The sequence below is a fragment of the Streptomyces sp. NPDC051020 genome (assembly GCF_040683105.1).
Lineage (GTDB): Bacteria > Actinomycetota > Actinomycetes > Streptomycetales > Streptomycetaceae > Streptomyces.
The window spans coordinates 16,167-42,567 of record NZ_JBFBCG010000002.1; the positions used below are offsets into that span (position 1 = coordinate 16,167).

Sequence of the window (26,401 nt, forward strand, 5' to 3'; positions counted from 1 at the left end):
TCATTCTCCGGAGCGCTTCTCTCCGGATGGTCCGTCCCCGTGTGCCGCGTCGAGAGCGCCGGGCAGTGCCTGGAGGAACGCGTCCACCTCCGCGTCACCGATGATCAGCGGCGGCATCAGCCGTACGACATCGGGGGCGGGCGCGTTCACCAGGAGTCCGGCTCCCTGAGCCGCCTGCTGCACCTGAGGTGCGAGAGGCTCGGTGAGCACGATACCCAGGAGCAGTCCGGAGCCGCGGACGTGGGAGACCAATGGGTGCCCCAGCCCCTCGACACCCTCCCGGATCCGCTCGCCGAGCCGCTTCACCCGATCCAGGGCGCCACCGGCGGCAAGGGTGTCCAGCACGGCGAGACCGGCAGCGCAGGCGATCGGGTTACCGCCGAACGTCGTGCCGTGCTGACCGGGCTTCAGCAGGTCGGCCGTGGCGCCGAAGGCGACGGTGGCGCCGATCGGCAGCCCGCCGCCCAGGCCCTTGGCGAGGGTGACGATGTCGGGCTCGATGCTCTGGTGGGCCTGGTGCTCGAACCAGTGGCCGCACCGGCCGATACCGGTCTGCACCTCGTCGAGAACGAGCAGGGTGCCGGTGGCCCGGGTGATCTCCCGGGCGGCCTCCAGGTAGCCCTTGGGCGGGACGACCACACCGTTCTCGCCCTGGATGGGTTCGATGATCACCAGCGCGGTCTCGGTGGTCACTGCGGCGCGGAGGGCTTCCGCATCTCCGTACGGGACATGGGTGACGTCGCCGGGCAGCGGGAGGAACGGCTCTCGCTTCCCGGGCTGGCCGGTGAGGGCGAGGGCCCCCATGGTCCGGCCGTGGAAGCCGCCGTCGGTGGCGACCATATGGGTCCGCCCGGTCAGCCGGCCGATCTTGAAGGCGGCCTCGTTGGCCTCGGCGCCCGAGTTGGAGAAGTAGACCCGGCCGGTCCGTCCGAAAAGGTGCAGGAGCCGCTCGGCGAGGGCGACCGGCGGTTCGGCGATGAAGAGGTTGGAGACATGGCCGAGGGAGGCGATCTGGGCGGAGACGGCCTCGACGACGGCGGGGTGGGCGTGGCCCAGCGCGTTCACCGCGATGCCGCCGACGAAGTCGAGGTACTCGGTGCCGTCGGCGTCCCACACGCGGGCGCCTTCGCCGCGGACCAGGGAGAGCTGCGGGGTGCCGTAGTTGTCCATGAGCGAGCCCTGCCACCGCTGTGAAAGCTCGGCGTTGGTCATGCTTCCCCCTCTGTCCCTGACCGTGCGGCTGTTCCTGGCTGTGCGTCGGGCACGACCATCGTGCCGATTCCTTCGTCGGTGAAGATCTCCAGCAGGATCGAGTGCTGGACCCGGCCGTCGATGACACGGGCGGTCTCGACGCCGTTGCGCACGGCGTGCAGACAGCCCTGCATCTTCGGCACCATGCCGCTGGACAGCTCCGGCAGCAGCTTCTCCAGCTCGCCGGCGGTGAGCCGGCTGATCACGTCGTCGCTGTTGGGCCAGTCCTCGTAGAGACCCTCGACGTCGGTGAGGACCATCAGCGTCTTGGCGTTCAGCGCGGCGGCGAGTGCGGCGGCCGCGGTGTCGGCGTTGACGTTGTAGACGTGGTTGTCGTCGGCGGAGCGGGCGATGGAGGAGATGACCGGGATCCGGCCGTCGTCCAGCAGCGCCTGGATGGCCCCGGTGTCGATGGCGGTGATCTCGCCGACCCGGCCGATGTCGACGACCTCGCCGTCGACGGTGGGCCGGTGCTGGGTGGCGGTGATGGTGTGCGCGTCCTCACCGGTCATGCCGACGGCGAGCGGTCCGTGCTGGTTGAGCAGGCCGACGAGCTCGCGCTGGACCTGTCCGGCCAGCACCATCCGTACGACGTCCATCGCCTCGGGCGTGGTGACACGCAGCCCTGCCTTGAACTCGCTGGCCAGGCCCTGCTTGTCGAGCTGGGCACTGATCTGCGGGCCGCCGCCGTGCACGACGACGGGCTTGAGGCCGGCCTGCCGCAGGAAGACGACGTCCTGCGCGAAGGCCGCCTTCAGCTCCTCGTCGACCATCGCGTTGCCGCCGAACTTGATGACGATGGTCTTGCCGTTGTGCCGGGTCAGCCAGGGCAGCGCCTCGATGAGGATCTGCGCCTTCGGCAGTGCGGTGTGCTTCCTCGCGGCGCTCATGAGCTGTACGCGCTGTTCTCGTGGACGTAGTCCGCGGTGAGGTCGTTGGCCCAGATGACGGCCGACTCGGTGCCTGCGGCGAGGTCGGCGGTGATCTTCACCTCGCGGTAGCGCATGTCGACGAGGTCGCGGTCCTCGCCCACCCCGCCGTTCTTGCAGACCCAGACGCCGTTGATGGCGACATTGAGCTGGTCGGGTTCGAATGCGGCCTTCGTCGTGCCGATCGCGGAGAGGACCCGGCCCCAGTTGGGGTCCTCGCCGTGGATGGCGCACTTGAGGAGGTTGTTGCGCGCGATGGAACGGCCCACCTCGACGGCGTCGTCCTCGGTCGCCGCGTTGATGACCTCGATCCGGATGTCCTTGGAGGCGCCCTCGGCGTCGCCGATCAGCTGGCGGGCCAGGTCGGCGCAGACGCCCCGTACGGCCTCCGCGAACTCGCTCTGCTCCGGGGTGATCCCGCTGGCCCCGGAGGCCAGCAGCAGCACGGTGTCGTTCGTCGACATGCAGCCGTCGGAGTCGACCCGGTCGAAGGTGGTGCGGGTCGCGGCGCGCAGCGCGGAGTCGAGACCGGCGGCGTCGACGTCGGCGTCGGTGGTGAGGACAACCAGCATCGTGGCGAGCCCCGGTGCGAGCATGCCCGCGCCCTTGGCCATGCCGCCGACGGTCCAGCCCTCGCCGCCCGCGACGGCGGTCTTGTGGACCGTGTCCGTGGTCTTGATGGCGATGGCGGCCTTCTCGCCGCCGTGCTCGCTGAGCGCCGCGGCGGCGGTCTCGATGCCGGGCAGCAGCTTGTCCATCGGGAGCAGCGTGCCGATCAGCCCGGTCGAGGCGACGGCGATCTCACCGGCGCTGTGACCGATGAGGACCTCGGCGGCCTTCTCGGCGGTGGCGTGCGTGTCCTGGAAGCCCTGCGGGCCCGTACAGGCGTTGGCGCCACCGGAGTTGAGGACGACGGCGGTGACCTCGCCGCCCTTGAGGACCTGTTCCGACCAGAGGACGGGGGCGGCCTTGACGCGGTTGGAGGTGAAGACTCCCGCGGCGGCGCGACGCGGGCCGTTGTTGACCACGAGGGCCAGGTCCGGGTTACCGCTCTCCTTGATTCCCGCGGCGATACCCGCCGCCGAGAACCCCTGTGCTGCCGTGACGCTCACGGTGCCACTCCGATCGTGGAAAGTCCTGTGTCCTCGGGAAGTCCGAGGGCGATGTTCATGCTCTGCAGGGCGCCGCCCGCGGTGCCCTTGGCAAGGTTGTCGATGGCGCTGATGACGACGATCCGGCAGGCTGCCTCGTCGTACGCGACCTGGATCTGCACGGCGTTGGAGCCGTACACGGACGCGGTGGCGGGCCACTGCCCCTCGGGAAGAAGGTCGACGAACGGCTCGTCCGCGAAGGCCTTGTCATAGGCGGTACGTACGGACTCGGCGCTCACGCCCGGCTTCGCCTTCGCGCTGCACGTGGCGAGGATGCCGCGGGGCATGGGCGCGAGGGTCGGCGTGAAGGAAACCGTGACCGGCTCACCGGCGGCCGCGCTGAGGTTCTGGATCATCTCGGGCGTGTGCCGGTGGACACCGCCGACGCCGTACGGAGACATGTTGCCCATCACCTCGGAGCCGAGCAGGTGCGGCTTGGCCGCCTTGCCCGCCCCGGAGGTACCGGACGCGGCGACGACGACGGCCTCGGGCTCGACGAGCTGGGCCGCGTACGCCGGGAACAGCGCGAGGGAGACGGCTGTCGGATAGCAGCCGGGCACCGCGATCCGCTTGGAACCCGCCAACGCGGCCCGGGCACCGGGAAGCTCGGGCAGACCGTAAGGCCAGCTCCCGGCGTGCGGCGAGCCGTAGAACTTCTCCCAGTCACCGGCGTCCTTCAGCCGGAAGTCGGCGCCCATGTCGACGACGAGCACCTCGTCACCGAGCTGCTCGGCGACGGCGGCGGACTGCCCGTGCGGCAGGGCGAGAAAGACGACGTCGTGCCCGCCGAGGACCTCGGGCGTGGTCGGCTGGAGCACCCGGTCCGCGAGCGGCCGCAGATGCGGTTGCAGCGTGCCGAGCTTCTGGCCGGCGTTGGTATTGCCGGTGAGTGCACCGATCTCCACCTCGGGGTGAACGAGCAGCAGACGGAGCAGCTCCCCGCCGGCATACCCGCTCGCGCCTGCCACTGCTGCACGTACCGCCATCGGAATCCTCCTCATTGATGGCATGATTATACGTATCGCCGCACGTTTATGCAAAGCTTCCGCGAGTCGCCACGCGGCGACGTATGACTGCCCCCGGTCACAGCCCGCCCAGGACACGCAGGAACCGCGATGCCGGGCGATGCTCCGCTCAGCGGCTTCACCCAGGTTGTCCCACACACCAATGGTCCGCCTCCTGCCCCGCCTGGGGCACTCCCGCGGGCGCGCCTCCCAGCACTCGGGCCGGCGCGGCCAGGGGGGCGGCGGCCAGGGCAGCATGGTGGCACCGGCGCAGGATGCAGCTGCCGCCCTCGCTCCGTAAGCTCGTTATCGGGAAAGCCCGGCAACGGGCAGAAGTGCCTTTTCCTCACACACCGGCCGCACGATCAGTAATCTGATCCCGATGGACGGCGTCGGCCGGGCTTCCCGCCAGTCGGCTGCACGCAGCACATCCGCTCGGCGATCGCCGCGGCCTCCGACAACGGCAGCCGACCTTGCCGCCCGGCGTCACACCGGACGCCGGACCAGCTGCTCGGCGACGCATCGCTACCGATGCCTCTGACGTGGAGCCCTTCATGACCACACCGCGGGACCTCTCGATCGCCGTCATGGACATGGCGCCAGGTCACCCTGTGGAGCAGGGCGACCTCTCGCTCGCGCTCGCGGGAGCCGAGATGATCGACCTCCTCGGTGCCGAGGCCATCAGACTGGACGTCAACCAGATCGTGCCGTGCCTCCGGCCCCCCATAGCCGATCGCCTCCTGGACGAGGCTGCGGCGTCGCTGATCCGAGAAGCGCCGTACGAATCGGTCGAGGACTGGCTGTGGCGCAGAGGTCGCGGCCTGGCCGCCGCCTATCTGGCCGCGCTCGAGACGGAAGGGCAGCTCACTCGGCAGCCCCGTCGCGGGCTGCCCTTCCGGAGCGGTCGGACGGTGCTGGTCGATTCGCCCGCCCGCCGCGAGGCGGCGAACCGCTGGACATCGGACGAGCCTGTCCTCGCCGCCCTCGCGGCGGCCATCGGGATCCGGGACGAGTGGACCGGGGACTTCCCGAGCACGGTCGACGACGCGGTGGTGACCGTGCTGGCCGCAGTCAATGACGCCCTGATGGAACTGGAGGCCGTACGTCAACGACGAGTCATCGAGGATGCGGCCTTCGACAACATCTGGCGGGGCGAATGACGACGGCACACGCGGGGGCGATGGCCGCCGCCACCTGACGGCCACCCCCCTTGTCACACCTGCGCGCCGGTGTGGCCACCAGGACTCCCGGGTCGTCGGGAAGGCTGCCGCCCGCGCACTCGCGTACGGGGTGGACTCACTGCCGGTGCATCTGAGCTGAACAGCGTCCGGCCTCGCGAGCAGGCCTGGTGACCACCGACAGCGTCGTCGAGTCCGAACTTCGAGAGAAGGAGGTCAGGGGCGCGGTCGCTGGGGCTGACCGGCTCGCTCCGCGTTCCTCTCCTTGATGCGCGCCGCTTCCTTCCGGACCTCGACCTGGGTGGCGCGCTCCTTCTGCAGCCACTCGGGAAGGTCCTTCTTCAGCGCGTCGATCTGCTCCGTGGTGAGGGCGTCCGTGACTCCGCCACGTGCGAGACCCGCGATGGAGACGCCCAGCTTCGCCGCGACCACCGGGCGGGGGTGCGGTCCGTTGCGCCGCAGTTCCTGCAGCCACTCGGGCGGATCGGCCTGCAGCGCATTGAGCTCGCTGCGCGAGACGACACCCTCCTGGAATTCGGCGGGGGTGGCCTCGAGGTACACACCCAGCTTCTTTGCCGCGGTTGCGGGCTTCATCGTCTGGGTGGTCTGGTGCGACGTCATGGTGTCAAGAGTAGCGAGCGTGTGCGATACCTCCGACCACGACCGGTAACCTGGCGGAGTGACAGGCTCCGATGCACCCCTCTCGTTCCGGCTCGCATACGTCCCAGGCGTGACGCCGACCAAGTGGGTGCGCATCTGGAACGAGCGTCTGCCCGACATCCCACTGACTCTCGTCGCGGTGGCCGCCGCCGAAGCATCCGACCTGTTGCGGAGCGGCGGCGCCGACGCAGGTTTTGTGCGGTTGCCGATCGACCGGACGGACCTCAGCGCGATCCCCCTCTACACCGAGACGACGGTGGTCGTGGTCCCGAAGGACCACATCGTGGCCACGGTCGACGAGGTGTCCGGAGCGGATCTGGCCGACGACGTCGTGCTGCACCCCCTCGACGACACCCTCGACTGGGAGCGTCCGCCGGGCCGGCCCGCGATCGAGCGTCCGGCCACGACGGCGGACGCCATCGAGCTGGTGGCGGCCGGGGTGGGCCTCCTCGTGGTCCCTCAGTCACTCGCACGCCTGCACCACCGCAAGGACCTCACGTACCGGCCGCTCACGGACGCCCCCGAGTCGCGCGTCGCGCTGTCGTGGCCGGAGGAAGAAACCACCGACCTGGTGGAGGACTTCATCGGGATCGTCCGCGGGCGGACCGTCAACAGCTCGCGGGGGCGCAACCCCACCCCGGCACAGCCGAAGCAGCGCAAGCGCCCCGACACAGGCGGCGCGCAGCGAAAGTCCACAGCCGGAAAGCCGGCCGGCAAGAACCCGCGGAGCGGCTCCGGCGGCCCCAAGACCGGCAGGCGGGGCAAGCCCCGTCGTCGGTCCTAGGGCGGCCGGAACAGCCAACTGAGTCCCGGTCCGCCCTGCCAGTGACGCACCCCGGCGCCCGTTCCGGGCTGAGAGGCCGCGCACACAGGTGGGGCGGCCTCTTACTTCGCGCCCGTACCGGCTCTTGCGTCAGGGACGGCCGGGCCCCCCGGGGTTGAAGAACAGTGATCCGACCCGCCGCCCGGGAGCGGTGGCCCGGTGCCTGATCACCACCAGGTCGATGGTGCGCCACCGGGGACGGGCGTAGTCGAGTGGCGCCTTCGCCACTGCGCACTCGAATCCCTGCCGGCCCTCACCTGCACAGGGCTTCCAGGTCAACGTCGTCCCGCCGCCTGCGGACGGTCCTCCGTCGGGCAACTCGACCACGGCCGAACCTCTGGTCGTGACCGTGGAGGCGAGCAGCAGGACCCCCGCGGCGCACATGGCGCCACGCCTTTGCCGATGGATGGTGACACCTGGCATCGACAGACCCTTCCTGGGCAGGGTGACTCATGGCGTGGGGCCGGCGGCCGGCAGACCCAGTGCCATACGAACGGCGTCGAACGTGCCGGGCAACAGGCGCCCGTCCGAACGGGTGACAACGTCGTCCCGGGAGGCCCCCGGAGACCCGGGACAGGGCGACGACCGGGCAGGGGGCTTCCCCCCGTGGGTCGGGCGCAGCGACGGGAGGCGGTCACCGTGCGTGACACATCAGTGCGGCACTCGCTCTGGAGCGGGGCAAAGAGCCACTGCACAAAGGCTTCTGACGCATGGTCAGCCCAACCTTCCGATCGTCCGCACACAACCCATTCTCGCACTCACGTTCGAGTACCGGCTGGGCGATCCGACGCTCGGGCCACCCCGTCGGCTGGTGGCCGACTGCGGTGATGTCAGGATGGATCCATGACGACCAAGGTTTTTTTCGACATCACCATCAATGACGAGCCCGCCGGGCGGATCGTGTTCAACCTGTTCGACGACGTGGTTCCGAAGACGGCGGAGAACTTCCGTGCGCTGGCGACCGGCGAGAAGGGCTTCGGCTACAAGGGCTCGTCCTTCCACCGGGTCATCCCGGACTTCATGCTGCAGGGCGGCGACTTCACCAGCGGTGACGGCCGCGGCGGCAAGAGCATCTACGGCGAGAAGTTCGCCGACGAGAACTTCAAGCTCAAGCACGACAAGCCCGGACTGCTGTCGATGGCGAACGCGGGCCCCAACTCCAACGGCTCCCAGTTCTTCATCACGACGATCGTGACGTCGTGGCTGGACGGCAAGCACGTCGTCTTCGGCGAGGTCGAGGGCCAGGAGAGCATGGACCTGGTCAAGAAGATCGAGAGCTACGGCTCGCAGAGCGGCAAGACCCAGGCCAAGGTCACCATCGCGGACTCCGGCGTCCTCTGACCGCACGAGGGACCCGCCGGCGCCCCGGCCTCTCGCTGATCGGTCAGCGGGGGCCGGGCGCTCGTTCGCGCCGCGCCCACCGCGCCCGCCCGACGGGACCGTTCGGGTCCGCGGCGACACCCATGCCGGTAACTGCGGCGACAATCGCCCGTTGAATCCTTCCGACCGGAGCCGGGTACGCGCCGTGCGACTGGATGCCGTGTTCATGGCGGCAGCCCTGCACGTCCGGACCGGCGTCCGTCCGGTCGTGGCGGGCCCCTGCCCGGACTGAAGTGGCGGCCGCACACCCGGCTCACCGAGCTCCGGGCCGACCCGCTCGCCGTCGTCGACGCACTCCGCTTAGCGGGTTTCCCGGCCCCCGCGGCCGAGTCGGCTGCCCAGGTCGGCCACGCCGTGGTCACGGTCCAGAAGCCGCTGCCGGGCACGACGACGGACCGGCTCGACCATGACGGACCGGACCAGCCACTTACCCTCGACGCGCCCCTCACCGGGCGGCCGGCCGGCCGCGTCGACATTCCCTCGCTCCGCCTCCCTCTGCGGAGCGACGGCCCCGGATACTGCCTCCATGAGCCGCCGCGCGGACACGGTCGCCGCGCTGCGGCACGCGAGCGCCGGGTCGCGTCCGTCGGCGCCGACTTCCCCGTCCGGCCGGGGCTGATGCGGTCCACAGGACTTCCATCCCGGCAACCTGCCCACCCAGGACGACGACTCGGTCACCGGCGCCATCGACCGGGACGGCGCCACTCATGGCGACCGCCCCTTCGACCTGGTCACCCTGCACTCCGGGCTCCACACGGACGCGGCGGACGCGGAGGTGACGACTCGGCTCGACGCCGCCCTGGGCACCTTTCCGGAGAACGCGCTGCGACCCGTACGGGCCCATATGAGCCTGCGGATGACGGACCGGGCCACCCGCCACTTCCCGCCGGGCGAGGTCGGCCGATGACTGGGCCCGGCCGAGCAACGGGCCGACCGAGCCGCCCGCAGGGCCGAGCGTCGCCACTCCCTCCTTGCACTGTCAACCGATGGTTGACACATCACGACTGTCAACCTACGGTTGACACATGGCGAAACCAGTGAGCATGACGAATCCGGTACGGCTCGACGAACTGATCGAAGCCATCAAGAAAGTTCACCCCAACGCTCTCGAACAGCTCTCAAACGCGGTCATCGCCGCCGATCACCTCGGCGACGTGGCCGACCACCTGATCGGCCACTTCGTCGATCAAGCGCGCCGCTCGGGAGCCTCCTGGACGGAGATCGGGAAGAGCATGGGAGTCACCCGGCAGGCGGCCCAGAAGCGCTTTGTCGCCAAGGATCCCGGCGAGCCGTCGGATCTCGACCCCAGCCAGGGGTTCAGCCGGTTCACCGAGCGGGCGCGGAACGTCGTGATGGCAGCGCAGAACGAGGCCCGCGCCGCACGCAACGACGAGGTGCGTACGGAGCATCTGACGCTGGGGCTGCTCAGTGAGCCGGAGGGGCTCGCCGCGGCGTTCATCAAGGCGCAGGGCGTCTCGCTGGACGCCGTCCGGCAGGCCGCGACCGAGGCGCTGCCGCCCGCGGCCGAGGAGCTCCCGGACCTCATTCCGTACGACGCCGGGGCACGCAAGGCACTGGAGCTCACGTTCCGGGAGGCCCTGCGGATGGGGCACAACTATGTCGGCACGGAGCACATCCTGCTCGCGCTCCTGGAGCACGAGGACGGCGAGGGAGTGCTGACCGGGCTCGGTATCGACAAGGTCGCCGCGGAGACCGGCATCGCGGAGGCCCTGACGCTCGCCGCCGCCGCACACAAGGGTGAATGACCAGCCGCACCGGGCGAAGCCGGACAGTTCCGTACGGCCGTGAGCGCAGTTCCGTACGGCTGTGAGCGCACTGGCCCCTCCCCGCTCCCCCCTCCCCGGCGTGCACACCGCCCTAGAGTGGAAGGGAGCAGGGAGGTGCCTCATGCGGAAGGTCGCCGACTGCCGGGAATACCCCAGCGAGACGAAATGCACGCTTGCCCTCGCCGGCGAGCCGGAGGAAGTGGTCCGCGCCACCACCGACCTGGCCGTCCGGGTGCACGGTCACGCGGACGGACTGGAGCTGCGGGAGCAGATCGGGTCCGGGCTTCAGGAAGAGCCCACGGAACTCGCGTGAGCCGAGACGCGGCCCGGTTCGCGCCACCCGGATCCACCGCGGCGCACGCCTTCCCGGGGCCGTGTGTCGCGGTCCCCGGGGTCCGGACCCCGCCCCTGTGGGCACCACGCCTCACGCGGGCATCCGGTTGATCGCTACCCTGTCTCCCCCGCCACGGGGCGGGGAGACAGGGGAGGGACATGCGGAAAAGAATTGCCGTGCTCGCTGCGGTGGGAGCGGTGGCCACCGCGGTCGTGGTGGCGCCGGCCGCACACGCGGAGGGGCGCGGTGACATCCGGGTCACCAGGACCGTCGTGAACGGCGGCAGCAACGTGATCGTCGGGGTCACGAAAGTCAAGAAGTTCACGATCGCCATGACGATCAAGGACAACTCGGGCGTGAAGCAGGTCAGCAGTGTCTCCGCCTTCAACCGGACCAACGGTTACGGGCCGGTGGACCACCTCGGTACATCGTGCAAGAAGGTCAGCACGACGACGTCCGTGTGCACCGCGACGATGCAGATCGACCCGTCGTGGATCGACTCCTACGGGAGCGGGAACGAGGGCTGGGACGCCAACGCGGTCGCGGGGAACTGGCGGGTCGACGCGACGGTCCACGCCAACGACGGGGACTACTGGATCTCCGACGCCATCGGCTCGTTCAAGGTGAAGCGCGCCGCGACCCTGACCACGGACGCCACGCCCGAGCCGGTGAGCAAGGGTGGCACGCTCACCGTCACCGGAAAGCTGTCACGGGCCAACTGGACGGACCTCAAGTACCACGCGTTCACCAAGCAGGTGGTGAAGCTTCAGTACAAGAAGCCCGGCGGCGCCTACAGCACCGTGAAGACGGCGACCACGGACAGCAAGGGCCACCTCCGTGCGACGGTGAAGGCCGCCGCTTCGGGCAGCTGGCGCTGGGCGTTCCTCGGTACGACCACGACCATGAAGGTCGTCTCCACCGGCGACGCCGTCACGGTGAAGTGACCTCTCGGCGGGCCGGGAAACCGGCCCGTCAACGGGTCACAGCGCCTCGCACACCGCCTCGATCAGCGCGCACCCAGGGGCGCCAACGCCCTTGTGGCGAGCTGCACTTCGTGCCAGCCGGCCTGATCGAGCGGCCGGTCGTCGTCGAAGCGCTCGACGAGCGGGGAAGAGCTGCGCGCCGCGGCGACGAGCGAGACTCGAACACTCCTGGCCGAGATCGTGGAGCCGAACGCCCCCAGGTCAAGAGGGCGACTTTCAGACGGCTCCGGGGCGGTCGAACCGGAAGTACATCCACTTCTCGGGGTCCTTGAGCGGCTGGAACCCGGCCTTCGCATAGACGCCGTGGGCGTCGTCGGTCGCGAGGGTGAGCCTGCGGATGCCGGTCGGGGCGAGGTGGTCGCGCACGGCGGCGGCGAGCCGCGTCCCGAGCCCGTGGCCGCGGGCCGACCGGTCGACGTACACATCGCAGAGCCAGGCGAAGGTGACGCGGTCGGTCACGACCCGGGCGTAGCCGACCTGTTCTCCTGACGTGGTGTCGTACGCGCCGAAGTTGAGCGATCCGGCGATGGCCATATCCTGCACCTCGCGGGTACGTCCGAGCGCCCAGTAGGCGTCGGTGGAAAGCCAGTGGTGGATCCGGGCCGGGTCCAGCCGAGCCGGGTCGGACGAGATCTCGTAACGCTCCTGGAGGATGTCAGCCATGCCCGGAGGATAGGTCGCGGCGGCCGGGGGCGGCGAAGACTTTGTCGCAGGCGGTGCGCAGCCGTCGTACGCCCTCGGCGATCTCGCCCGCCCCGGCAACCGCGGCGAAGCTCAACCGCACCTGGGCGGACGCGGGTTCGGCGCAGTAGTACGGACGGCCCGGCGCGACCGCGACGCCCGCGCGCAGGGCGGCCGAGACCAACGCCGCCTCGCCGGGGCCGGCTTCGGAATCCGGCAGCCGCAGCCAGAGGCTGCCGCCGCCCGCGGGGATGCGCGGGAGCGCCAGGTCGGGCAGTTCGAGCCGCAGGGCGGTCGTCATGGCGGTCCGCCGGTTCTTCAGCTCCGTCGACACGGCACGCAGATGGTGACCCCAGGCCGGGGAGCCGACCAGTTCGAGCGCGGCTTCCTGGAGCGGGCGCGGGACGAAGAAGCTGTCGACGATCTGGATGGCCCGCAGCCGTTCCAGCACCGGCCCCCGGGCGGCCAGCGCACCCACCCGCAGGCTCGGCGAGGTGATCTTGGTGAGGGAGCAGACATGGACGACGACGCCGTCGGGGTCGTCGGCGGCGAGCGGCGCGGGCAGCGGGCCCGCGTCGTCGTGGACGAGACGGCGTGCGAAGTCGTCCTCGACGACGAACGCCCCCGCATCGCGGGCGATCCGGACGACCTCACGCCGGCGGTCCGGGGCGAGGACCGCGCCGGTCGGGTTCTGGAAGAGCGGCTGGCAGACGAAGACGCGAGCGCCCGTGGCGCCGAAGGCGGCGGCCAGCAGATCGGGGCGGACCCCGTCGGCGTCGACCGGAACCGGAACGGGACGCAGTCCGGTGGCACGGGCGGCCGCCAGCATGCCCGGGTAGGTGGGCGATTCGACGAGGACGGGGGCGCCGGGCGGGGCGAGGGCGCGCAGAGCGGTGGCCAGGGCGTTCTGGCCGCCCGCGGTGATGAGTACGTCGGCGGCGGTGAGCGCGGGTCCGATCTCGCGGGCGAACCAGGCACGGAGCTCGGTGAGCCCGTCGGTGGGCGGCCGGCCCCAGGCTCCGGGGCGGCGGCCGGCCCGGGCGAGGGCGGCGGCGAGCGCCCGTTCGGGCTGGAGCGAGGGGTGGAGGTAGCCGCCGTTCAGCTCGATGACGCCGGGCGGTGGTGCGGTGAGCGTGACCAGGACGCCGGACGCGTCGACGGTACGGGGCACGACCTCCGGTCCGCCGTCGCCGCTGAGGGAGACCTCCTGCCAGGAGGTGTCGCCGGGCGGGGGCACGTCGGCACGGGGCTCCGCCCGGAAGGCGCCGGAGCCGGGGCGGGTCACGACGAGCCCTTCGGCGGCGAGCTGCGCGATCGCCCGGGAGACAGTCACCGGACTGACTCGATATCGCTCCACGAGTGCCCGACTGGACGGCAGCTTCCCACCAGGTGAGTAGCGGTTCAGTTCACCTCGAAGGGAACTCACCAGTCCAGCCACGCTGCTACGCTCTTGCATGACAGCAAAGGATAGCGCTACCCGTCAGGTAGCGATAGCGGTTACTCGCCCTTCGGCAGCGGTTGCCTCATCGGCGGGCCGGAGCGGCACACTCCTCGCCGGGCTCGGCGTCGTCGCCTTCTCGCTGACCTTCCCGTCCACGGTCTGGGGACTGGAGAGTTTCGGCCCCTGGTCCCTGGTGACCCTGCGCAGCCTGCTCGCCGCACTGATCGCGGGCTCCGTGCTGCTTGCGGGACGGGTCCCGATGCCCGACCGCCGTCACCGGGGCGGACTCGCGGTCGTCGCGGGCGGTGTGGTGGTGGGGTTCCCGCTGCTGACCACGCTGGCCCTGCAGACCTCCACCTCCTCGCACGCGGCCGTGGTGGTGGGGCTGCTGCCGCTGACCACGGCAGTCCTCTCGTCACTGCGGACCGGGTCGCGTCCGCCGCGTACCTTCTGGATCGCGGCACTGGCCGGCGCGGCCGTGGTGATCGTGTTCACCGTGCAGCAGAGCGGCGGCGCGCTCTCCTCCGGCGATCTCTGTCTGTTCGGTGCGCTGCTGGTGTGCGCGGCGGGGTACACCGAGGGCGGCAGGCTGGCCGAGGTCATGCCGGGCTGGCAGGTGATCGGCTGGGCACTGGTCCTCGCGGCGCCGCTGATGGTGGCGGGCGCGGCGGTCGCGCTCTCCTTCGAGCCGGTGCGGCTGACCACGCACGGGGCCATCGGCCTGGTCTGGGTGGCGGCGGGTTCCACCTTTGTCGGCCTGTACGTCTGGTACCGCGGCATGGCGGAGATCGGGGTCCCCCGGGCGAGCCAGCTTCAGCTCGCGCAGCCGCTGCTGACTCTGGTGTGGTCGTTCCTGCTTCTCGGCGAGAAGGCCTCGGCGGCCGCACCGGTGGCGGCGGTGGCCGTGCTCGTCTGCATCGCGGCCACCCAGCGGGCGGGGGCGCGGCGCCAGGGGGTCTCCGTCGTGGCCCACGACGGCCCGGACGCACCTGCCATGGCAACCGGGGCCGCGACCGGTTCCCGCCCGGTCCGAAAAGAGCCACTGGTACGCCCGGTGCGCGGGCGGATCCGGTCATAGACTTGTCGACATGGACCGTCACCCGTGAGGAGGTCACTCCAGATGGAGGCACACGCGGGCGACCGGCTGCTGACGCACGGCAGGACCGTGGGGCAGCACGACCGGGTCGCAGAGATCCTCGAAGTGCTCGGGGAGAAGGGCGCTCCCCCGTACCGCGTCCGCTCCGAGGACGGACACGAACACCTGGTTTCGCCAGGTCCCGACACCATCGTCCAGCACACCGGAGTCCTGCACCGGAGCCCGGAGACCCCGTAGGTTCCCCGGGCACACGGCACCGCCCCGACCGCGCCACCCCTCGGTGCGCCCCCTCCGCCTCGGACCCCTCGGGTCAGCGGGGAGGGCGCACTCTGTTGCGGTAGTGGTCCGCCACGACGCGCGCCATCATGCCTGCCCGGTCGGCGACCACGTCCTTGCCCGAGAAGTAGACATGCCCGCGGACCTGGTCGTAGCGGGCGGCGAGGTCGATGTGGCGCGAGAGCTCGGCCGGGTCCTGCCAGGCGGCGGGCTGGGCGGGGTCACCGCCCTTGTAGAGCGCCTCGCCGACGAAGAGGTCGACACCCGTGCCCCGTACCACCGCGTCCCACCAGGGCAGCAGCTTGGCGTAGTCAGCGGCGGCGAAGCCGATGTTCCAGTAGATCTGCGGACAGATGTAGTCGATCCAGCCCTTCTTGACCCAACCGCGGGTGTCGGCATACAGGTCGTCGTAGGTCTGCACCCCTGCCCTGGTGTCCGAGCCGAGCGGGTCGGTGCCCGCGTTGCGCCAGACACCGAACGGACTGATCCCGAACTGGACGTGCTTCTTGATCTTCTTGATCCCCGCGGACATCTCGCGGACCAGCTTGTCGGTGTTGTCGCGGCGCCAGGCGGCCTTGTCCGGGAAGCCCGCGCCGTACTTCGCGTAGGTGGCGTCGTCGGCGAAGACCTGTCCGGCGACCGGGTACGGGTAGAAGTAGTCGTCCCAGTGGACGGCATCGATGTCGTAGCGGCGGACCGCGTCGAGCATGGCGTTCTGGACGAAGCGGCGCACCTCGGGCAGTCCGGGGTTGTAGTAGAGCTTTCCGCCGTACGGCAGGACCCAGTCGGGGTGCAGCCGCGCCGGGTGGGTGGGGACCAGCCGGGACGGGTCCGTGTGGTTGGCGACCCGGTACGGGTTGAACCAGGCGTGCAGTTCCAGGCCGCGGCGGTGCGCCTCGCGGACGGCAGTGCCCAGCGGGTCCCAGCCGGGGTTCTTCCCCTGGACGCCGGTGAGGTACTGGGCCCACGGCTCGTAGGAGGACGGCCACAGGGCGTCGGCGGTCGGCCGGACCTGCAGGACGACGGCGTTCAGCCGCCGGGCGACGGCCTCGTCGAGGTACGCGATCAGCTCGGCCCGCTGCGCCGCCGCCGTCAGACCGGGCGCCGAGGGCCAGTCGATGTTGGCGACGGTGGCGACCCACATACCGCGCATCTCGCGCCGGGCGACGCGCGGGAGGTCCACACCCGGCCCGGGCAACGCACCCGCCCCGGACAGAGCCGGCACGTCCCGTGGTACGGCGACGGCCTCGGCCGCACCCGCGACCGAGGTCATCATCCCCGCGACCACCCCGGCCGCACCCGCCACAAAGCCCCTTCGAGCCATTTGCCGCATTTCGTTGCACCTGCCGTCTCTGTGTCCTCGTCCGTCACCCCGGCATCGGGGGTAACGCAGAGCATGCCCGCCCCGGCCCGTCGTGACCCGTAAGCCGCGGAGTAACGTCGGGGGGTCGAGGCGGGGACCGGAATCAGACGGGAGCCCGCCGAACGGAGACCAGCGAAAGGCACGAGGTGACGGACTCTATGGCCGACATTGCACGCGTCGGAGTGGTGGGCTGTGGCCAAATGGGCGCAGGCATCGCGGAGGTGTGCGCCCGCAGCGGACTCGACGTCATGGTGGCCGAGACCACCGGCGAGGCGCTGGAGATCGGTCGCACCAGGCTCCACAACTCCCTCTCGAAGGCCGCCGAACGCGGGAAGATCACCGAGGAGGAGCGCGACGAGACACTCAACCGCCTCAGCTTCACCACCGACCTCGGCGAGTTCGCCGACCGCGATCTCGTGATCGAGGCCGTCGTGGAGAACGAGCAGGTCAAGACCGAGATCTTCCAGGTGCTCGACCAGGTGGTGACCCGGCAGGACGCGATTCTCGCCTCCAACACCTCCTCCATCCCGCTGGTGAAGCTGGCTGTGGCGACCTCCCGCCCGGACCAGGTCATCGGCATCCACTTCTTCAACCCGGCCCCGGTGCAGAAGCTCGTCGAGCTGATCCCCGCGCTGACCACGTCCGACGAGACGGTCCGGCGGTCCGAGGCACTGGTGCAGGACGTGCTGGGCAAGCATCCGATCCGCGCCCAGGACCGCTCCGGCTTCGTCGTCAACGCTCTGCTGATCCCGTATCTCCTCTCCGCGATCCGGATGTTCGAGTCGGGTATCGCCAGCCGCGAGGACATCGACAACGGTATGGAGCTCGGCTGCGCCCACCCGATGGGCCCGCTGAAGCTCTCCGACCTCATCGGCCTGGACACCGTGGCCTCGGTCGCCGACTCGATGTACGCCGAGTTCAAGGAACCGCTGTACGCCGCTCCCCCGCTGCTCCAGCGCATGGTCGACGCGGGCCGGCTCGGCCGCAAGACGGGCTCGGGCTTCTACCCGTACTCCTGACCTGCCGGTCGTCGTACCGCCTGCGGGGCCGGCCGGGGATGTCCCGGCCGGCCCCGATCGCGTGTGCTGCACGCCTCACCCGATCCGTAAGTGATGGAGCATCAGCAGCCCGGCCACCATGTTGGCGGCCGGGATCTCGCCCCGGGCGATCATGTCGGGTACCAGCTTGAGCGGGATCCATTCGCGGCGCGACGACTCGAAATCGTCCTGCGGGGGGCCGGTCCAGGTCGCCTCCTCGGCCCAGTAGAGGTGGTGCCGGGCGTCGGTGAGGCCGTTCGACGGCTCCACGGTCAGCAGCGGCCGCAGCGGGCCCGGGCGCCAGCCGGTCTCCTCCTCCATCTCCCGGGCGGCCGCTGCCTCGATGTCCTCGCCGTCCTCGACCACACCGGCGGCGAGCTCCCAGCCCCAGCTGTCGGTGATGAACCGGTGCCGCCACAGCAGCAGTACCTCGTTGGCCTCGTTGACGACGGTCGCCGCGGCGACGGCCCGGAGCCGGACGAGGTAGTGGTCGAGGTGACGGCCGTCGGGAAGAACGACATCCGCCAGATTGACCCGGAACCAGCGGTTCTCATACACAGTTTGTTCGTTCAGATTCGTCCACTGCACAGTTCTGCCACCTTCCGACACGTTGGTGGCAACATGGCAGCAGGAGCAGCGCCGGAGGGGAACGTTCCCGGCGTACGTCCCGTACCCTCACAGCGGTACGCGCAACGCCCCGTCGATCAGCTCGACGGCCTCCTCCGCGTCGGCGCAGCCGCTCCCGATCAGATCCTCGCGCACCGCCCGCAGCCGGTCCCGCAGCCGCTGCGACTCCATCCCCCGGGCCCGTTCCGCCATCTCCGCGGCCGTGCCCGCCGCCCGGTCCGCCTCCCCCTGCCGCAGCTCGATGTGGGTCAGCATGGCCAGCCGGTGCACCCGGCCCCGGTCGTGCGCCGGGGTACTGACCGCCGCCGCGGCGTGCTCCCGAGCCGCCGGCAGATCGCCGAGGCTGAGCAGGGCCTCCGCCACCTGCACATTGACCAGGCCCGGTTCGACGTACCCCGTCTCGTCGGGTTCATGGCCGGGGCGGATGCGCTCGGCATCGGACTCGGCTCGCCGGATGCACTCCAGGGCGCTGCGGCCGTCGCCGAGGTGTGCGTACGCCTTCGCCTGCATCGCGTACAGATCGGCCGCCAGCGCCGGCGTGATGTGCCGTCCCGCCGCCCGCAGCGCCGCCTCCGCGAAGGCGACGGACTGCCGGTAATCGGCGAGGAACAGCGACTGGTTGACCAGCAGGGCGATCACATACCCGCCGAGCCCCCGGTCCCCGCTCGCCTTGGCCAGCCGCAGCGCCTGGTAGAAGTAGCGCTGGGCGAGACCGTGCGCGTCGGAGTCGTACGCGCAGATGCCCGCGACGGCCACCAGCCCGCCGGTCGCCCGGTGCAGCCGGCGGCCGGTCGCGTCGCTGTAACCGCCGCGCAGCAGCGGGGCGGTCTCGGCGTTGAGGAAACCGACGATGCGGGAACGCGTCGCGATGCCGCCGGCCCTGCGGTACATCAGTTCGTAATGGGTGCGGGCGGCACGCAGCATCGCTATGTCGGCCATGCCGACGCGTATCGGACCGGCGCGGGAGACGTCGGCGTCCTCGGGCGGGTTCTCCCACTCCCACACGGGCATCACCGCTGTCGTACCGGTGACCGTGGCCGCGGCGAGGACGTGCGGGCGCTGCTGTTCGTCCGAGCGCCACAACGCGGTGGCCCGCTCGACGAAGCCGGTGAGCGCCGAGCCCGGCACGACCGCGCCCCCGCCGCCGCGGGTCGCCATGCCGATGTCGCCGAGGGAGACCGGTCGGCGCAGCCGGTCGCCGAGCACCTCGCAGATCAGGTCGGGCGCCTGTCCGCGGGGCCGCTGGCCCTTCAACCAGCGGGCCACGGCCGTGTGTTCGTACCGCAGGGACAGTCCGCGGGCACGCCCGGCCTGATTGATGTGCGCGGCAAGACCTGCCCGGGAGACGCCCGCCTCGTCGATGAGGGCTTCGAGCAGGATGTTGGGCTCCATTGCCCCTCCTAAGGCCTGTCGCCCCAGTGGAGCACGTTTCACACGGGGTGTGAACGGAATGCCCGAACCGTCCCGCCGCGCACTCTGGTGCGCCGGGGTACGAATCGGTTGAATCAGTCGCCTCGCAAGAGGCGGCCGGGTCGTCTGCTCCCCCTCGTACAGTTGACGGCCCGCACCCGCGTCGTTCGCTCTGCCGACCTGCCCGACACTCCATGGCAGCGCGGACGACGCAGGATCGCACGACCCACTGCCCACTGATCGGAGGGTGGCTGCGGGGTCGGACCGGAACCGGGTTCCCCCGGGCCGGGCCGGGGCCCGCGTGCGGTCCCCCGCCGCTCGGCGAGCACAGAAGGAGGGGGCGTATCCGGTAGCCGGATACGCCCCCTCCTCACCTTCTGCGGCCGGTTCGGCCTCGATGGCCGGTCGCCGTCGGCGCGCTACGCGCCGCGCAGCACCGCGCCCGTCCGCTCCGCGGCCAGCGCGACCGCCGCGTCGCGGGCGGCCGTGGCCTCGTCGACGGTCAGGGTGCGGTCCGGCGCACGGAACCGCAGCGCGTACGCCAGGGACTTCCTGCCCTCGCCGATCTGCTCGCCGGTGAACACGTCGAACAGCCGCAGCGATTCGAGGAGTTCACCCGCGCCCTCCCGCAGCGCCTGCTCCACGTCGGCGGCGGGCACGTCCTGCGCCACGATCAGCGCGACGTCCTGGGTCGCCACCGGGAAGGTGGAGATCCGAGGCGCCTGGAGCGCGCCGTCGACGGCCTGCTCCAGGAGGTCGAGGTCGATCTCCATGGCGCAGGTCCGCTCCGGCAGGTGGAGCTCCTTGATGACGCCCGGGTGCAGCTCACCGGCGTGCCCGACGAGGGCCTCCGCGTCGTTCGCCGTGACGAACAGCGCGGCGCAGCGGCCGGGGTGCCACGGCGCGTGCTGGTCGTTCCGGACGATGAGCTCGACACCCGCCTCGCGGGCGATGGCACGAGCGGCCTCGATGGAGTCCGCCCAGTCCACCGGGCGGCCCTTGCCCCACCAGCCGGCCTGCTCGCGGGCGCCCGCGAGGACGACGGCGGCGCGGCGCGGCTGATGCGGCAGCGCCGCGTTCAGCCCGGCGATCTGCTCGTCGCCGGGACGGCGGTCGACGGGCAGCCGTACGGCCGCGGTCTCCTCGCCGGTCGGCCGGAAGACCAGCCCCGTCTCGAAGAGCGCCAGGTCGTGGCTGCCGCGGCCGTCGTTGCGCCGCAGTGCGCCGAGGAGGCCCGGCAGCAGCGTGGTGCGCAGCGCCGGCTCCTCGTCGGAGAGCGGGTTGACGAGCTTGACCGTACGGCGGCGGGCGTCGTCGGCGTCGAACCCGAGCTGGTCCAGCACCGCGTCGCCGATGAACGGGTAGTTCAGCGCCTCGACATAGCCGGCTCCGGCGAGTGCCCGGCCGACCCTGCGGTGCAGCCGCTGGCGGTCGGTGAGCCCGCGCCCGGACGGCGGCGTCGGCAGTGTCGACGGGAGGTTCTCGTAGCCCTCCAGCCGGATGACCTCTTCGGCGAGGTCGTTCGGCTCGCTCAGGTCGGGCCGCCAGGACGGCACGGTGACGAGGAGCTCGTCCTGCCCGGAGACGTCGCAGCCGACCTGCTGGAGGCGGCGTACGACGGTCTCGCGGCCGTACACGACACCGGCCACCCGATCGGGGTGGTCCGCGGGCATCACGATGGTGCGGGGCGCGGACGGAGCGGTGACCTCGGTGACGCCGGCCTCGGCGGTGCCGCCCGCGAGCAGCACCAGCAGGTCGACGGTGCGCTGCGCGGCGGCGGCCGCGGCCTGCGGGTCGGCGCCGCGCTCGAAGCGCTTGGACGCCTCGGAGGACAGCCTGTGGCGGCGTGCGGTCCGGGCGATCGAGATCGCGTCGAAGTGCGCGGCCTCGATGACGACCTCGGTGCTGGTGTTCTCACCGCTCCGGGCGTCGGCGATCTCGGTGTTGGCGCCACCCATGACCCCCGCGAGACCGATCGGCCCGCGGTTGTCGGTGATGACCAGGTCCTCGGCGTCCAGGACGCGGACCGTGCCGTCGAGCGTGGTGAGCTTCTCGCCCTGCTGGGCGCGGCGCACCCCGATCGGCCCGTCGATACGGGTGCGGTCGTAGGCGTGCAGCGGCTGGCCGAGCTCCAGCATCACGTAGTTGGTGATGTCGACGGTGAGCGAGATCGGTCGCATCCCGGCCTTCTGCAGCCGGCGCTGCATCCAGATCGGGGAACGCGCCTCGGGATCCAGGCCGACGACGGTGCGCGCGGTGAACCGGTCGCAGCCGAACGGGTCGGCCACCTTCACCGGGTAGCCGAAGGCGTTCGGCGCGGGCACGTCGAGGAGAGCCGGGTCGCGCAGCGGCAGCCCGTACGCGATGGCGGTCTCACGGGCGACACCGCGCATCGAGAGACAGTAGCCGCGGTCAGGGGTGACGGCGATGTCCAGGACCTCGTCGACGAGCTGGAGGAGCTCGATCGCGTCCGTGCCGACCTCGTGCTCCGGCGACAGCACGATGATGCCGTGCGTGCCGTCGTCGCCCATGCCGAGCTCATCGGTGGAGCAGATCATGCCGTGCGAGGTCCGGCCGTACGTCTTGCGCGCGGCGATCGCGAAGTCGCCGGGCAGCACGGCTCCGGGGAGGACCACGACGACCTTGTCGCCCACGGCGAAGTTACGGGCTCCGCAGACGATCTCCTGCGGCTCACCGGTGCCGTTGGCGGAGCCGACGTCGACGGTGCAGAAGCGGATGGGCTTCTTGAAGCCCTCCAGCTCCTCGATGGTCAGTACCTGTCCGACGACCAGGGGGCCCTTGAGGCCGGCGCCGACGTGCTCGACGGTCTCGACCTCCAGCCCCACGGCGACGAGCTTGGCCTGTACGTCACGGCCGGTCTCCGTCGCCGGCAGGTCGACGTACTCCCGCAGCCAGGAAAGCGGGACCCGCATCAGATCTCCATCCCGAACGGCCGGGTGAACCGGACGTCACCCTCGACCATGTCTCGCATGTCTTCGACGTTGTGGCGGAACATCAGCATCCGTTCGATGCCGAACCCGAAGGCGAATCCGCTGTACTTCTGGGGGTCGACGCCGCAGGCGATCAACACCTTGGGGTTGACCATGCCGCAGCCGCCGAGCTCGATCCAGCCCTCGCTGCCGCAGGTGCGGCAGGGGCGGTCCGGGTTGCCGACGGACGTGCCGCGGCAGACGTAGCAGACCATGTCCATCTCGGCGGACGGCTCGGTGAACGGGAAGAAGTTCGGCCGAAGCCGGGTCTTCATCTCCGGGCCGAAAAGCGCCTGGACCATGTGGTCGAGGGTGCCCTTGAGGTCCGCCATGGTGAGGCCCTCGTCGACGGCGAGCAGCTCGATCTGGTGGAAGACCGGGGTGTGAGTCGCGTCGAGCTCGTCGGTGCGGTAGACCCGCCCGGGGCAGACGACGTAAACGGGCGGCTCGCGGTCGAGCAGGGTGCGGGCCTGGACCGGCGAGGTGTGCGTACGCAGCACGATGCCGGACTCGTCGCCCGTGGTCGGCTTCCCGTCGGGCGTGGTGCCCTGGACGAAGAAGGTGTCCTGCATCTGCCGGGCCGGGTGGTCGGGCACGAAGTTCAGCGCGTCGAAGTTGAACCACTCCGCCTCGACCTCGGGGCCCTCCGCGATCTCGTAGCCCATGGCCACGAAGACGTCCGCGACGCGCTCCATGATGGTCGTCAGGGGGTGGCGGGCGCCGGCCGGGGTGCGGTCGTACGGCAGCGTGACGTCCACCGCCTCCTCCACCAGCACACGGGCGTCCCGCTCGGCCTCCAGCTCCGCCTGACGCGCGGCAAGGGCCTTGCTCACGGCGCCGCGGGCCTGGCCCACACGCTTGCCCGCCTCGGCCTTGGCCTGCGGCGGCAGTGCGCCGATCTCCCGGTTGGCGAGGGACAGGGGCGAGGTACCACCGGTGTGCGCGGTCTTCGCCTGGGCGAGCGCGTCGAGGTCGCCCGCGGCGGCGAAGGCGGCGAACGCCTCGTCCCGCATGCGCTCGATCTCTTCCGGTTTCAGTGCCTCGACCTCGACTGGGTCGTACGACTTGTTCGGTGCCGACATCTCTTCCCGTGCTTCCGATTGGCTGGTACTGCTCTGAACCGGGGACACCCCGGACCCCGCGGCCCCGCTCGACGACTGGAGGACGCAAAGGTGCCAAAGGTCGAGTCTAAAGGCCACGAGGGGTGGAGAAAGCCCGCGGGCTGCTCAGGCCCTCCCGTCGCCCGCCACCGCCCTGCCGGATTGCCTCGCGGACGCTCCTATTTCAGATAGGCCGGAGCCCCCACGGGCAGAATAAATCGGAATTCTGCGCCGCCGCCGGGGCCGCGGCCGACCGTGATCGTGCCGCCGTGCGCCTCGACGATGCCCTTGACGATGTAGAGGCCCAGCCCCGTACCGCCGCGCTTGCTCCCCCGCCAGAAGCGGGTGAAGACGCGGCCCATCGACTCCTCGGGAATGCCGGGGCCTTCGTCGCTCACGGTGACGGCTGTTCCCTTCTCGTCGCTCTTCGCGGGTGCGGGGGCGACTTCAATGGTGACGGTTCCCTCGCCGTGGCGCACCGCGTTTTCCAGCAGGTTGCCGAGGACCTGGTCGACCTTGTCCGGGTCGGCCCACACTGCGGGCAGCGGCTGCCGGGTGCGGACGAGGAAGCGGTCGGGCGCCTGGCCGCTCGCGGTGAGGGCCTGGACGTGGCGTTCCACGGCGGCGGAGAGGTCGACCGGCTGGCGGCGCAGCTCCAGGCGGCCGGAGTCGATCCGGGAGATGTCGAGCAGCTCGGCGATGAGCCGGGTGACGCGGTTGGCGTCGGCGTCGACGGTCTCCAGCATCAGGCGCTTCTGGTCGTCGGTGAACCGTTCCCACTTGGCCAGCAGCGTCGCGGTGAAGCCCTTGACGGAGGTCAGCGGGGAGCGCAGTTCGTGGGCGACGATCGCGATCAGTTCGGCGTGGCTGCGCTCGGTGCGGCGACGGGCCTCGGTGCCGCGCAGACTGATCACCAGCCGGCGTACCGGACCGGTCGGGTACTCACGGACGTAACGGGCGGCGACCAGGACCTCGCGGCCGCCTGGGAGCAGCAGGTTTCGCTCGGGCTGGCCGACCCGGGTGGCGAGGCCGCCGTACGGATCGGTCAGGGCCCACCAGCGTCGGCCCTTGAGGTCCTCCAGCGGCAGTACGTGCTCCAGCGGGCGGCCGAGTGCGGCGGCCCCGGGTACGGCGGTGATCCGGGCGGCCGCCGCGTTGAAGCAGATGACCCGGCCTGTCCTGTCCGCGATGACGAGTCCGTCGGGAAAGTCGTCCGGGTCGATGCCGGATGCGACGGTGTCCTCCGCGGGGCCGGTGCCCTCACCGTCCGCCGGGGCGCTCTCACCGTCCGGACCCCGGTCGGCGCGCACGTCGGCCGCGTGTGTCTCGCGCGGCCTGCTCATGCCGACAGACATATTCCCGTACCCCACCTCTCGAACCGGTGCAGTGGGCCCCCGAGTTCGCCACCCTACTAGTCGTCGGTGACGGAGCGACACCCTGTGGGGGCGCACTGCTGAGGTGCGCCGGTCGGCGGGGTACGGGGGCGGTCAGCCGGCGGTACGGCGGGGGCGCTGGGCGCGGGCCGAGGCGTACAGGCAGACCGCCGCCGCGGTGGCGAGGTTGAGGCTCTCCGCCTTGCCGTGGATCGGCACCCGGACGACGGCATCGGCCAGCGCCCGGGTCTCCTCGGGCAGCCCCCACGCCTCGTTGCCGAAGACCCAGGCGGTGGGACCGCCCATGGTGCCCGCGTCGAGCTCGTCGTCGAGGTCGTCGTCGCCCGCGCCGTCGGCGGCGAGGATCCGTACTCCCGCGTCCCGCAGCCCCTGGACGGCCTGCTCGACCGGTACGCCCACGACGACCGGCAGATGGAAGAGCGAGCCGACCGAGGCACGCACGGACTTGGGGTTGTACAGGTCGACGGAGGCGTCGGTGAGGACGACGGCGTCGGCGCCCGCGGCGTCGGCGCAGCGCAGCACCGTACCGGCGTTCCCGGGGTCGCGTACGTGCGCAAGGACGGCGACCAGGCTGGGCTTCGCGGCGAGGACGGACTCGAACGGCGAGTCGAGGAACCGGCAGACGCCGATGAGTCCCTGCGGGGTGACGGTCTGCGACACATCGGCGAGCGTGTCGCCGTCCGCGAGGTGCACCCGGGCGCCGGCCGCGTGGGCGGCGTCGATGATGTCGGCGTACCGCTCGGCCGCCTCGACGGTGGCGAAGAGCTCAAGCAGGGTCGGCTCGCCGTCACTGCCGCGGTGCCCGGCGGCCTCGCGCACGGCCTGCGGCCCCTCGGCGATGAACCGTCGCTCCTTGCCCCGGAAATTGCGGCGGGCGAGGCGCCGGGCGGCGGCGACGCGCGGCGACCGCGGGGAGATCAGTTCGGGGGTGGCCATGGTCGGCAGCGGGCCTCTCTGCGTGCGGAGGTACGGAACAAGGGGTCCAACGCACCGGACCCGCAGACGACGAGCGCCTGCGGGTCCGGCTCAAAAGCCAAGAAGTGTGCCCTGGATCAGGCGGCCTTCGGGGCGTTGACGTCACTCGGGAGAGCCTTCTGGGCAACCTCGACGAGAGCGGCGAACGCGTTGGCGTCGTTGACCGCGAGCTCGGCCAGGATCTTGCGGTCCACCTCGATGTTGGCGGCCTTCAGACCCTGGATGAGGCGGTTGTACGTCATGCCGTTCTGGCGGGCAGCGGCGTTGATGCGCTGGATCCACAGCTGACGGAAGTCGCCCTTGCGCTTCTTGCGGTCGTTGTAGTTGTAGACCAGGGAGTGGGTGACCTGCTCCTTGGCCTTGCGGTACAGGCGCGAGCGCTGACCGCGGTAACCGCTGGCGGCCTCGAGGATTGCCCGGCGCTTCTTGTGGGCGTTGACTGCCCGCTTGACGCGTGCCACTTGTTAACTCCTTGTAGCGGGGCCGTGGTTGGACTCACACGGCCCGGAAACGAATTGGTCCCGGTGTGAT

26 protein-coding genes and 2 pseudogenes are annotated in these 26,401 nt (G+C 71.0%); 11 read left to right on the forward strand and 17 right to left on the reverse strand.

Annotated elements, in window-relative coordinates; translation table 11 throughout:
• The 4 genes from AB0N06_RS01210 to argC are packed head-to-tail and all read right to left on the reverse strand — an operon-like array spanning nucleotide 1 to nucleotide 4,317.
• Nucleotides 1-1,212, reverse strand: a complete 1,212-nt coding sequence (locus tag AB0N06_RS01210; RefSeq protein ID WP_366132702.1) for an acetylornithine transaminase — start codon at nucleotides 1,210-1,212, stop codon at nucleotides 1-3.
• The gene (argB, locus tag AB0N06_RS01215) at nucleotides 1,209-2,141 is read right to left on the reverse strand and encodes an acetylglutamate kinase (RefSeq protein ID WP_366132703.1); all 933 of its coding nucleotides are present in this window, start codon (nucleotides 2,139-2,141) and stop codon (nucleotides 1,209-1,211) included. Before argB ends, AB0N06_RS01210 begins: the two co-directional genes overlap by 4 nt.
• Nucleotides 2,138-3,292: a bifunctional glutamate N-acetyltransferase/amino-acid acetyltransferase ArgJ gene (argJ, locus tag AB0N06_RS01220; RefSeq protein WP_366132704.1), complete on the reverse strand. Its 1,155-nt coding sequence runs from the start codon at nucleotides 3,290-3,292 to the stop codon at nucleotides 2,138-2,140. Before argJ ends, argB begins: the two co-directional genes overlap by 4 nt.
• Nucleotides 3,289-4,317: an N-acetyl-gamma-glutamyl-phosphate reductase gene (gene argC / locus AB0N06_RS01225; RefSeq protein WP_366132705.1), complete on the reverse strand. Its 1,029-nt coding sequence runs from the start codon at nucleotides 4,315-4,317 to the stop codon at nucleotides 3,289-3,291. Before argC ends, argJ begins: the two co-directional genes overlap by 4 nt.
• Before the next feature lie 572 nt (nucleotides 4,318-4,889).
• Here argC and AB0N06_RS01230 point away from each other — a divergent pair.
• Entirely contained in the window at nucleotides 4,890-5,495 is a 606-nt protein-coding gene (locus AB0N06_RS01230; RefSeq protein ID WP_366132706.1) for a GPP34 family phosphoprotein, read from the forward strand.
• Between the two features lie 234 nt (nucleotides 5,496-5,729).
• On the opposite strand, the gene AB0N06_RS01235 is transcribed toward AB0N06_RS01230, so the two are convergent.
• Nucleotides 5,730-6,134, reverse strand: a complete 405-nt coding sequence (locus AB0N06_RS01235) for a DUF5997 family protein (protein WP_366132707.1) — start codon at nucleotides 6,132-6,134, stop codon at nucleotides 5,730-5,732.
• 58 nt (nucleotides 6,135-6,192) lie between these two features.
• Between AB0N06_RS01235 and AB0N06_RS01240 the strand changes: the two genes are divergently transcribed.
• Entirely contained in the window at nucleotides 6,193-6,957 is a 765-nt protein-coding gene (locus tag AB0N06_RS01240; RefSeq protein ID WP_366132708.1) for a LysR family substrate-binding domain-containing protein, read from the forward strand.
• 129 nt (nucleotides 6,958-7,086) lie between these two features.
• Here the strand turns inward: AB0N06_RS01240 and AB0N06_RS01245 are convergent, their stop codons facing one another.
• Nucleotides 7,087-7,380: a hypothetical protein gene (locus AB0N06_RS01245; protein ID WP_366132709.1), complete on the reverse strand. Its 294-nt coding sequence runs from the start codon at nucleotides 7,378-7,380 to the stop codon at nucleotides 7,087-7,089.
• A 459-nt stretch (nucleotides 7,381-7,839) separates the two neighbouring features.
• On the opposite strand from AB0N06_RS01245, the gene AB0N06_RS01250 reads away from it, so the two are divergent.
• From AB0N06_RS01250 to AB0N06_RS01275, 6 genes and pseudogenes are all read left to right on the forward strand, one after another.
• Entirely contained in the window at nucleotides 7,840-8,337 is a 498-nt protein-coding gene (locus AB0N06_RS01250) for a peptidylprolyl isomerase (protein WP_366132710.1), read from the forward strand.
• A 724-nt stretch (nucleotides 8,338-9,061) separates the two neighbouring features.
• Nucleotides 9,062-9,136, forward strand: a pseudogene (locus AB0N06_RS01255) (hypothetical protein); the annotation flags it as partial.
• Between the two features lie 15 nt (nucleotides 9,137-9,151).
• Nucleotides 9,152-9,283 carry a hypothetical protein gene (locus AB0N06_RS01260; RefSeq protein ID WP_366132711.1) on the forward strand — a complete coding sequence of 44 codons (132 nt, stop codon included), beginning with the start codon at nucleotides 9,152-9,154 and terminating at the stop codon, nucleotides 9,281-9,283.
• A gap of 118 nt (nucleotides 9,284-9,401) precedes the next feature.
• A complete protein-coding gene (locus AB0N06_RS01265; protein ID WP_366132712.1) occupies nucleotides 9,402-10,142 on the forward strand; it encodes a Clp protease N-terminal domain-containing protein in 741 nt (246 codons plus the stop codon).
• Between the two features lie 142 nt (nucleotides 10,143-10,284).
• The gene (locus tag AB0N06_RS01270) at nucleotides 10,285-10,476 is read left to right on the forward strand and encodes a DUF1059 domain-containing protein (RefSeq protein ID WP_366132714.1); all 192 of its coding nucleotides are present in this window, start codon (nucleotides 10,285-10,287) and stop codon (nucleotides 10,474-10,476) included.
• Between the two features lie 179 nt (nucleotides 10,477-10,655).
• The gene (locus AB0N06_RS01275; RefSeq protein ID WP_366132715.1) at nucleotides 10,656-11,441 is read left to right on the forward strand and encodes a hypothetical protein; all 786 of its coding nucleotides are present in this window, start codon (nucleotides 10,656-10,658) and stop codon (nucleotides 11,439-11,441) included.
• Nucleotides 11,442-11,509: 68 nt separating this feature from the next.
• On the opposite strand, the pseudogene AB0N06_RS01280 reads toward AB0N06_RS01275, so the two are convergent.
• The 3 genes and pseudogenes from AB0N06_RS01280 to AB0N06_RS01290 all read right to left on the reverse strand — a co-directional run.
• A pseudogene (locus tag AB0N06_RS01280) lies at nucleotides 11,510-11,659 on the reverse strand (histidine phosphatase family protein); the annotation flags it as partial.
• A gap of 37 nt (nucleotides 11,660-11,696) precedes the next feature.
• The gene (locus AB0N06_RS01285) at nucleotides 11,697-12,143 is read right to left on the reverse strand and encodes a GNAT family N-acetyltransferase (RefSeq protein ID WP_366132716.1); all 447 of its coding nucleotides are present in this window, start codon (nucleotides 12,141-12,143) and stop codon (nucleotides 11,697-11,699) included.
• On the reverse strand, nucleotides 12,136-13,617 hold the full coding sequence (locus AB0N06_RS01290; RefSeq protein ID WP_366132717.1) for a PLP-dependent aminotransferase family protein: 1,482 nt from the start codon (nucleotides 13,615-13,617) through the stop codon (nucleotides 12,136-12,138). The genes AB0N06_RS01285 and AB0N06_RS01290 overlap by 8 nt, the downstream gene beginning before the upstream one ends.
• On the opposite strand from AB0N06_RS01290, the gene AB0N06_RS01295 reads away from it, so the two are divergent.
• Entirely contained in the window at nucleotides 13,616-14,680 is a 1,065-nt protein-coding gene (locus AB0N06_RS01295) for a DMT family transporter (protein WP_366132718.1), read from the forward strand. The two genes, AB0N06_RS01290 and AB0N06_RS01295, sit on opposite strands and share 2 nt — an antisense overlap.
• 42 nt (nucleotides 14,681-14,722) lie before the next feature.
• A complete protein-coding gene (locus AB0N06_RS01300) occupies nucleotides 14,723-14,935 on the forward strand; it encodes a DUF1918 domain-containing protein (protein WP_366132719.1) in 213 nt (70 codons plus the stop codon).
• Between the two features lie 73 nt (nucleotides 14,936-15,008).
• Here the strand turns inward: AB0N06_RS01300 and AB0N06_RS01305 are convergent, their stop codons facing one another.
• The gene (locus AB0N06_RS01305; RefSeq protein WP_366132720.1) at nucleotides 15,009-16,307 is read right to left on the reverse strand and encodes a family 10 glycosylhydrolase; all 1,299 of its coding nucleotides are present in this window, start codon (nucleotides 16,305-16,307) and stop codon (nucleotides 15,009-15,011) included.
• A gap of 188 nt (nucleotides 16,308-16,495) precedes the next feature.
• On the opposite strand from AB0N06_RS01305, the gene AB0N06_RS01310 reads away from it, so the two are divergent.
• A complete protein-coding gene (locus AB0N06_RS01310; RefSeq protein ID WP_358859867.1) occupies nucleotides 16,496-17,356 on the forward strand; it encodes a 3-hydroxybutyryl-CoA dehydrogenase in 861 nt (286 codons plus the stop codon).
• 75 nt (nucleotides 17,357-17,431) lie between these two features.
• On the opposite strand, the gene AB0N06_RS01315 is transcribed toward AB0N06_RS01310, so the two are convergent.
• The 7 genes from AB0N06_RS01315 to rplT form a co-directional block, all read right to left on the reverse strand.
• Nucleotides 17,432-17,962, reverse strand: a complete 531-nt coding sequence (locus AB0N06_RS01315; RefSeq protein ID WP_266987746.1) for an NUDIX domain-containing protein — start codon at nucleotides 17,960-17,962, stop codon at nucleotides 17,432-17,434.
• Between the two features lie 87 nt (nucleotides 17,963-18,049).
• Nucleotides 18,050-19,393 (reverse strand): transcriptional regulator, encoded by a 1,344-nt coding sequence (locus AB0N06_RS01320; RefSeq protein WP_366132721.1) that lies wholly within the window; start codon nucleotides 19,391-19,393, stop codon nucleotides 18,050-18,052.
• A 437-nt stretch (nucleotides 19,394-19,830) separates the two neighbouring features.
• Entirely contained in the window at nucleotides 19,831-22,344 is a 2,514-nt protein-coding gene (gene pheT, locus AB0N06_RS01325; RefSeq protein ID WP_366132722.1) for a phenylalanine--tRNA ligase subunit beta, read from the reverse strand.
• On the reverse strand, nucleotides 22,344-23,483 hold the full coding sequence (pheS, locus tag AB0N06_RS01330) for a phenylalanine--tRNA ligase subunit alpha (RefSeq protein WP_358859871.1): 1,140 nt from the start codon (nucleotides 23,481-23,483) through the stop codon (nucleotides 22,344-22,346). Before pheS ends, pheT begins: the two co-directional genes overlap by 1 nt.
• A 197-nt stretch (nucleotides 23,484-23,680) precedes the next feature.
• Entirely contained in the window at nucleotides 23,681-24,856 is a 1,176-nt protein-coding gene (locus AB0N06_RS01335; RefSeq protein ID WP_366132723.1) for a PAS domain-containing sensor histidine kinase, read from the reverse strand.
• 132 nt (nucleotides 24,857-24,988) lie between these two features.
• The gene (locus AB0N06_RS01340; RefSeq protein ID WP_366132724.1) at nucleotides 24,989-25,831 is read right to left on the reverse strand and encodes an RNA methyltransferase; all 843 of its coding nucleotides are present in this window, start codon (nucleotides 25,829-25,831) and stop codon (nucleotides 24,989-24,991) included.
• A 116-nt stretch (nucleotides 25,832-25,947) separates the two neighbouring features.
• Entirely contained in the window at nucleotides 25,948-26,331 is a 384-nt protein-coding gene (gene rplT / locus AB0N06_RS01345) for a 50S ribosomal protein L20 (RefSeq protein ID WP_003970214.1), read from the reverse strand.
• Nucleotides 26,332-26,401: the final 70 nt, after the last annotated feature.

What these genes read in the sequence shown, in the direction of transcription:
- AB0N06_RS01270 (WP_366132714.1), top strand. Translation starts at nt 10,285, where the DNA reads ATGCGGAAGGTCGCCGACTGCCGGGAATACCCCAGCGAGACGAAATGC.
- AB0N06_RS01300 (WP_366132719.1), top strand. Translation starts at nt 14,723, where the DNA reads ATGGAGGCACACGCGGGCGACCGGCTGCTGACGCACGGCAGGACCGTG.
- AB0N06_RS01275 (WP_366132715.1), top strand. Translation starts at nt 10,656, where the DNA reads ATGCGGAAAAGAATTGCCGTGCTCGCTGCGGTGGGAGCGGTGGCCACC.
- AB0N06_RS01210 (WP_366132702.1), bottom strand. Translation starts at nt 1,212, where the DNA reads ATGACCAACGCCGAGCTTTCACAGCGGTGGCAGGGCTCGCTCATGGAC.
- AB0N06_RS01320 (WP_366132721.1), bottom strand. Translation starts at nt 19,393, where the DNA reads ATGGAGCCCAACATCCTGCTCGAAGCCCTCATCGACGAGGCGGGCGTC.
- AB0N06_RS01285 (WP_366132716.1), bottom strand. Translation starts at nt 12,143, where the DNA reads ATGGCTGACATCCTCCAGGAGCGTTACGAGATCTCGTCCGACCCGGCT.
- argB (WP_366132703.1), bottom strand. Translation starts at nt 2,141, where the DNA reads ATGAGCGCCGCGAGGAAGCACACCGCACTGCCGAAGGCGCAGATCCTC.
- AB0N06_RS01265 (WP_366132712.1), top strand. Translation starts at nt 9,402, where the DNA reads ATGGCGAAACCAGTGAGCATGACGAATCCGGTACGGCTCGACGAACTG.
- AB0N06_RS01305 (WP_366132720.1), bottom strand. Translation starts at nt 16,307, where the DNA reads ATGCGGCAAATGGCTCGAAGGGGCTTTGTGGCGGGTGCGGCCGGGGTG.
- AB0N06_RS01295 (WP_366132718.1), top strand. Translation starts at nt 13,616, where the DNA reads ATGACAGCAAAGGATAGCGCTACCCGTCAGGTAGCGATAGCGGTTACT.
- AB0N06_RS01245 (WP_366132709.1), bottom strand. Translation starts at nt 7,380, where the DNA reads ATGTGCGCCGCGGGGGTCCTGCTGCTCGCCTCCACGGTCACGACCAGA.
- AB0N06_RS01335 (WP_366132723.1), bottom strand. Translation starts at nt 24,856, where the DNA reads ATGTCTGTCGGCATGAGCAGGCCGCGCGAGACACACGCGGCCGACGTG.
- AB0N06_RS01310 (WP_358859867.1), top strand. Translation starts at nt 16,496, where the DNA reads ATGGCCGACATTGCACGCGTCGGAGTGGTGGGCTGTGGCCAAATGGGC.
- pheS (WP_358859871.1), bottom strand. Translation starts at nt 23,483, where the DNA reads ATGTCGGCACCGAACAAGTCGTACGACCCAGTCGAGGTCGAGGCACTG.
- argC (WP_366132705.1), bottom strand. Translation starts at nt 4,317, where the DNA reads ATGGCGGTACGTGCAGCAGTGGCAGGCGCGAGCGGGTATGCCGGCGGG.
- AB0N06_RS01340 (WP_366132724.1), bottom strand. Translation starts at nt 25,831, where the DNA reads ATGGCCACCCCCGAACTGATCTCCCCGCGGTCGCCGCGCGTCGCCGCC.
- pheT (WP_366132722.1), bottom strand. Translation starts at nt 22,344, where the DNA reads ATGCGGGTCCCGCTTTCCTGGCTGCGGGAGTACGTCGACCTGCCGGCG.
- AB0N06_RS01230 (WP_366132706.1), top strand. Translation starts at nt 4,890, where the DNA reads ATGACCACACCGCGGGACCTCTCGATCGCCGTCATGGACATGGCGCCA.
- AB0N06_RS01290 (WP_366132717.1), bottom strand. Translation starts at nt 13,617, where the DNA reads ATGCAAGAGCGTAGCAGCGTGGCTGGACTGGTGAGTTCCCTTCGAGGT.
- AB0N06_RS01250 (WP_366132710.1), top strand. Translation starts at nt 7,840, where the DNA reads ATGACGACCAAGGTTTTTTTCGACATCACCATCAATGACGAGCCCGCC.
- AB0N06_RS01235 (WP_366132707.1), bottom strand. Translation starts at nt 6,134, where the DNA reads ATGACGTCGCACCAGACCACCCAGACGATGAAGCCCGCAACCGCGGCA.